We start from the raw sequence: 5,008 nt of genomic DNA on the forward strand, positions 1-5,008 counted from the left end.
ATATGCGCCGGCCGCGCAGCAACGCTCTCGTTCATGTCAGATACCCCCAAACCGGGCCGCCCGCCCGAAAGCCGGACGCCCGAACAAACACCCCGCCTCCTACCATGCCCCCCGCAAACGTCCAAAATCTTTTGTCGCACCTGCGGGACAAAGCCCCAAAAACAAAACCCCCGCCAAGGCGGGGGTTTTTATAAACCGGCAATTGATCTTGGGATGCCGAGCCCTCACGAAGGATCATTTTACTTGCGGAAAGCGATCGCCTCTCGTTTTGCTACGGTCAGATAATGACATTACATTCCATTACATGTCAAACTGTTTCTTTCAATTGGAGGGTATTATGAAACTCATTTTCGGTTTTGATCTCGGTACAACATCTATCGGCTCCGCAGTCATCCGGTATGATGCCAACCGTGACGCGGGCCAAATTCTTCATCTCGGCACCCGCATTTTCCCCGAAGCCCGCGATCCTGACGGAACGCCTTTGAACCAGCAGCGCCGACTTGCCCGCACCATGCGGCGGCAAGTCCGCCGCCGGCGCGAACGTCGAAAACTGCTCAACGAGACCTTGGCGGAAGCCGGCCTGCTGCCCCGTTTCAACAGTGCGGAATGGTCGCAAGTCATGGCACTCGATCCCTACACCCTTCGCAAAGAGGGCCTTGAGCGCGCCCTGACCCCGGCAGAACTCGGCCGCGCACTCTATCACCTCTCGAAACGCCGTCATTTTCGCGGTCGCGATATCGAGGAAACCGAAACCGAGGTAGCAACTGAGTCCTCTGAAGAAAAAGAGGCAAAATCCGGTCGCGAAAAAACCATTCAAGTGCTGAAACAGACCGGCCTCACCCTTGGTGCACACCTTGCGTCCACGCCATCGGGACACCGCAGGCGCGGCATCCATGCCAATCGCGATCACGTGCAGGATGAATTTAATCGGCTCGTGACATTTCAGGCGCGACACCATCCGGCACTTGCCCAGGGCAATCTGAAGGACCAACTCAATAATGCGATCTTCGCGCAAAAGCCGGTATTCTGGCGTAAGAAGACGCTCGGCGAGTGCCGCCTCATGCCGGGCGCTCAACTTGCTCCTAAGGCCTCTTGGCCCTCCATCCAGAAACGCATGTTGGAGAAACTCAACAATCTTGCCATTAGTGGCGGCAATGGACGTCCGCTCGAAGCCGAAGAGCGGCAAGCCATTCTTGATCAACTTCAATCCCAAAGCTCCATGACATGGGCGGGCGTCAAAAAGGTCCTTGAACCACTTTTCAAGGCACGCGGCGAAAGCGCAAAATCCCTTCGCTTCAATCTGGAAGAAGGCGGCGACAAAGGTCTGAGCGGCAACCCGCTGGAAATGAAATTGTCCGGCATTTTCGGTGACGCCTGGCACAATCATCCCCACAAACAAGCCATTCGGGACGCATCCGATACACGCCTCCGTGCATCGGATTATGGCGATGTTGGCCAACGTGTCGTTATCTTGCGTGAAGCAGAGCGAAAAATGCGGCGTCAACACGCAGCGCAAAGTTTTGCGGAAGATTTCGGGGCAACGCCCTCTCAGGTAGAAGAACTCGGAAAGATCTCCTTCCCGTCAGGCTGGGATGCTTATTCCTATGACGCCCTGGCCGTCATCCTGCCCGAACTGGAAGAAGGTCACCGGTTCGGCACTCTGCTCAATTCGCCCGATACCGAGTGGCACGACTGGCGCAACCGGAATTTCCCCAACCGCCATCAGGCCACAGGCGAAATTCTGGATCGTTTGCCATCACCGAAAGACAAGGACGAATCACAACGGATCAGAAACATCCGTAACCCCACTGTCATCCGCATTCAGAATGAATTGCGCAAAGTCGTCAACAACCTCATCTCGGTTCACGGTAAGCCCGATCTCATCCGCATCGAGATGACCCGCGATATCGGCCTCTCAAAAGCCGAGCGCGAGGAAAAAACCAAAGCGATGCGCAAGCAGGAGATCCTCCGTAAGGCGGCTTTCGAGGGGCTCAAAGCCAATGGCATTGCGGAGCCGAAACACGACGATATCGAGAAATGGTTGCTCTGGAAGGAATCCGGTGAACGTGACCCCTACTCGGGAGATCATGTCGGCTTCGCGGCCCTCTTTTTGCAAGGCGAGTACGAAGTCGAACACATCTGGCCGCGATCTGTTTCACTCGACGACAGTTTTGCCAACAAAACCCTTTGCCGCAAAGAAATGAACCTGCAAAAGGGCAACCGCATTCCTCATGATGCCTTCAGTCACGATCGCGACCTGTGGGCTGCCATGAAAGACCGCGTGTCCGCCATGCTCGTAACAAAAGGTGGCACCGGCATGAGTCGCGGCAAAATCCGGCGCTTTCTTGCGCAATCCATGCCGGATGATTTTACAAGCCGCCAGTTGAATGACACAGGCTACGCCGCAAGGCAGTCCATCGCCTTCCTCAAACGCTTATGGCCGGATGTCGGGCCCGAGGGCAAAGTCAATGTGCAGCCGGTCAACGGCAAAGTCACGGCGCATCTGCGCAGGCTTTGGGGGTTGAACAACATCCTCTCGGATGATGGCGAGAAAACCCGCGCCGATCACCGGCACCACGCTGTTGACGCCCTCGTCGTCGCCTGTACCGATCCGGGCTTCAGCCAACGTCTCTCGCGGTATTGGCAATTGAAGGATACACCGGCAACAGCATCCCAAAAGCCGCAGCTCGACCCGCCATGGGCAACGATCCGGCAAGAGGCAGACAGTGCGGTACAGGCGATTATTGTGTCACATCGGGTGAGAAAGAAAGTGTCTGGGCCTTTGCATTCCGGCTCTATCTATGGGGACACCGAACGGCAAATCACCGTCGGTAATATCGATTATCGTGTTGTTGTTGAGCGAGTACCTTTAAACTCTCTTTCGCTTGCTGATTTACTATCCGATAACCTTGAACGGAACCGATACCAGATCGTAGATCAAGGTATACGAAAAGCTATCGAGTCGTATCTTGATCGTAACGGCGTAGATGTTGAGAACTACAAAACTCAGGCGAAGGTTAAGCCTTCAGAGGACGATCTGAAGAAATTGGAGCGAATTCTCGCAAGTCAAATTCCGTTCGGTAACAAAGGGACCGTAATCCGAAAAGTAAGAGTTTTAACGAAAAAGCAGCTTCACTTGATGATGCCTGTCCACAATGGGCTTACACCAACAGACTCAAACCATCATTTTGCTCTTTATCAAGGCATCAACGGAAAACTAACGGAATTACCGGTTTCGCTAAACACCGCCTTAGTCCGCAACAAGCGGGGGGAGCCAATCATCAAGAAGGAATTGGAAGACGGTAGCAGGCTGCTTTTTTCGATTTCAAAGGGAGACATTATAGAGTTCGACGATGAACGAGCACGGTATTGGGTTGTAAGGATGCTGGCATCACATGGGCAAATCTTAATTGTTCCGCATAACGAGGCTCGGCGGGATAAAGACGCTGTAAAATTTACCCCTTTCCTGAAAAGCCTTGTAGAAAAAAACGTCAAAAAAATCTCCGTCGATCCCATTGGCCGCATTCGTCGCGCAAATGATTGACGACCTCAATGATCCGCAAAACGATTGAAATCAGCACCCCCGGTTCGCGCCTCTCGGTCGCGAACCGGCAATTGGTCATCGAGCGACCCGAAATGCCAAAGGCCACTTTGCCGCTCGAGGATTTGGGCGTTGTCATCGTTGATGACCGCCGCGCTATCTATACGCAATCGGCGCTCATCGAACTCATGGCTGCAAGTGCAACGCTCATCGTCACCGGCCCCGACCATCTCCCCGCAGGTATGATGCTGCCATTGGATGCCCACCACATCCAGACAGAACGGCATCGCGCCCAGATCGAAACTGGAGAGCCAACGCGCAAGCGCATCTGGCAGGCTCTTGTTATGGCTAAAATCCGCCAACAAGCGACGATACTTTCCCATTTTACCGGTGAAACCGGCGGGCTTGATGCGATGTCACGGCGTGTCCGCTCCGGCGATCCGGATAATCTCGAAGCACAGGCGGCACAACGCTATTGGCCTCGCCTGTTTGGCAAAGACTTCCGGCGGGACCGGGACGCCAAAGGCATCAACGCACTGCTGTATTACGGTTATGCCGTCATCCGCTCGGCCGTCGCTCGCTCCATTGTTGCCGCAGGGCTCATTCCCTCCCTTGGTGTGTTTCACAAGAACCGCTCCAATGCCTTTTGTCTGGCTGACGACCTTTTTGAGCCCTACCGCCCCTTTGTCGATTGGCGTGTCAAAATGCTTCATCAGGCGGCTGAAGGAGAAGAACTGAAGATTGCAGATAAACCCGTTCGGGCAGCATTGCTCGCTTTGTTTAACGAAGGAATCATCGTTAATGAGCGCCGCCTGCCCATGCTCGGGGCTATCGAGGCCAGCGCGTCCTCCCTTGCCCGTGCCCTCACGGGCGGCGAGAAAGCACTGGCCTTACCGGAGGGGCTGCCCTTGGGTCAAAGCGGCACGGAAGAAGACGATGGCACCTAGCCTGCCCGTTCCACAACTTCCCTGGGGGTGGAAATCCATGTGGGTTATTGCCATGTTTGATCTGCCAACCGATACCAAAGCCGCCCGGAAGGCCTATACTCTGTTTCGTAAACGACTCATTGAGGATGGGTTCAGCATGATGCAATTTTCTGTCTATTCGCGCCATTGCGCCTCGATTGAAAACGCCGAGGCCCATGTCACCCGAATGAGTGCAAAAGTACCCGACGCGGGCGAGGTCCGATTCCTCACAATCACAGATCGCCAGTTTGGCCGGATTCGCGTCTTCACCGGAAAAAAACGGCAGCCAACGAGGGTTTCGCCCGCCCAACTGGAGTTTTTTTAAGTGTTGGACGGGCGAAAAACCTTTCGTTTTCAACCCCTTATTTCAGAGGCATTGTAGCAAAACGAGAGACGACCGCAAGCCGCAGCACAGACCCGCTCTCAATCGCATTAGTTTCGATTGTAGCAAAACGAGAGACGACCGCAAGCCGCAGCTTGGCAGTATCGACAGTTGGCTGAA

The 5,008-nt window shown here is 54.5% G+C and carries 3 protein-coding genes; all 3 read left to right on the top strand.

Annotation, left to right across the window (positions count from 1 at the left end; genetic code table 11):
* The first annotated feature begins 337 nt into the window (after positions 1-337).
* From cas9 to cas2, 3 genes are read left to right on the top strand one after another with little or no spacing between them, the layout of a single operon-like run.
* Positions 338-3,544, top strand: a complete 3,207-nt coding sequence (gene cas9, locus ACKODO_RS00435) for a type II CRISPR RNA-guided endonuclease Cas9 (protein ID WP_408981486.1) — start codon at positions 338-340, stop codon at positions 3,542-3,544.
* Between the two features lie 8 nt (positions 3,545-3,552).
* Positions 3,553-4,488 (top strand): type II CRISPR-associated endonuclease Cas1, encoded by a 936-nt coding sequence (gene cas1 / locus ACKODO_RS00440; protein ID WP_408981487.1) that lies wholly within the window; start codon positions 3,553-3,555, stop codon positions 4,486-4,488.
* On the top strand, positions 4,478-4,831 hold the full coding sequence (cas2, locus tag ACKODO_RS00445; RefSeq protein ID WP_408981488.1) for a CRISPR-associated endonuclease Cas2: 354 nt from the start codon (positions 4,478-4,480) through the stop codon (positions 4,829-4,831). The genes cas1 and cas2 overlap by 11 nt, the downstream gene beginning before the upstream one ends.
* Positions 4,832-5,008 lie beyond the last annotated feature (177 nt).

Source organism: Rhabdaerophilum sp. (assembly GCF_046092605.1).
In the GTDB taxonomy this organism is placed as follows: Bacteria; Pseudomonadota; Alphaproteobacteria; order Rhizobiales; family Beijerinckiaceae; genus Rhabdaerophilum.

Bases quoted from the DNA above. Each gene is read 5' to 3' on its own strand.
- cas2 (WP_408981488.1), top strand. From the start codon at position 4,478: ATGGCACCTAGCCTGCCCGTTCCACAACTTCCCTGGGGGTGGAAATCC.
- cas1 (WP_408981487.1), top strand. From the start codon at position 3,553: ATGATCCGCAAAACGATTGAAATCAGCACCCCCGGTTCGCGCCTCTCG.
- cas9 (WP_408981486.1), top strand. From the start codon at position 338: ATGAAACTCATTTTCGGTTTTGATCTCGGTACAACATCTATCGGCTCC.